This window comes from Streptomyces sp. WM6378 (genome assembly GCF_001279695.1).
Taxonomy (GTDB): Bacteria; Actinomycetota; Actinomycetes; order Streptomycetales; family Streptomycetaceae; genus Streptomyces.
On record NZ_LGDD01000153.1, the window covers coordinates 1 to 869 of the forward strand.

Annotated in this window: 1 protein-coding gene; it reads right to left on the reverse strand. The window is 65.8% G+C overall.

Annotated features, from left to right (window positions below):
• Positions 1-202: 202 nt before the first annotated feature.
• Positions 203-730 (reverse strand): acetolactate synthase small subunit, encoded by a 528-nt coding sequence (gene ilvN / locus ADK54_RS14810; RefSeq protein ID WP_053726090.1) that lies wholly within the window; start codon positions 728-730, stop codon positions 203-205.
• Between the last annotated feature and the right edge of the window lie 139 nt (positions 731-869).

The window sequence follows — 869 nt, forward strand, 5'->3', positions numbered from 1 at the left end:
TGGGCGTGGCCCTGGCTGCCGTAACCGATCACCGCGACCTTGCGGCCCTGGATGATGGACAGGTCGGCATCGTCGTCGTAGAACAGCTCGGCCACTGGGATATCTCCTTGGTGTGCTGGTGTTGCGTCCACCGTATCGGTGGGGGTGAGTAAGGAATGGGTGAGTCCGCTATACGGGCGGGTCAGGCCCGTATCGGCGGGTCTCAGGCGCTGCGGTCCAGGGCGCGCAGCGAGCGGTCCGTGATGGACCGGGCGCCGCGCCCTATGGCGATCGTGCCGGACTGGACGAGCTCCTTGATGCCGAACTGCTCCAGCATCTTCAGCATCGCCTCCAGCTTGTCCGCGCCGCCGGTCGCCTCGATGGTCACGGCCTCCGGGGAGACGTCGACGGTCTTGGCGCGGAACAGCTGGACGATCTCGACGATCTGGGAGCGCGTTTCGTTGTCGGCACGCACCTTCACCAGGACGAGCTCGCGCTGGATCGCAGCGCCGGGCTCGAGTTCGACGATCTTCAGGACGTTGACGAGCTTGTTGAGCTGCTTGGTCACCTGCTCCAGGGGCAGGTCCTCGACATTGACCACGATGGTGATGCGGGAGATGTCGGGGTGTTCGGTGACACCGACCGCGAGCGAGTCGATGTTGAAGCCGCGGCGGGAGAACAGGGCGGCGATCCGGGCGAGGATGCCGGGGGTGTTCTCGACCAGGACCGAGAGCGTGTGCTTGGTGGACATGAGCCTCTTACCTCTTCCTACAGCTCTCAGTCGTCTTCGTTGTCGCCGAAGTCGGGGCGGACTCCGCGGGCGGCCATGACCTCGTCGTTGGAGGTCCCGGCGGCGACCATCGGCCACACCTGGGCGTCCTCGTGGACGA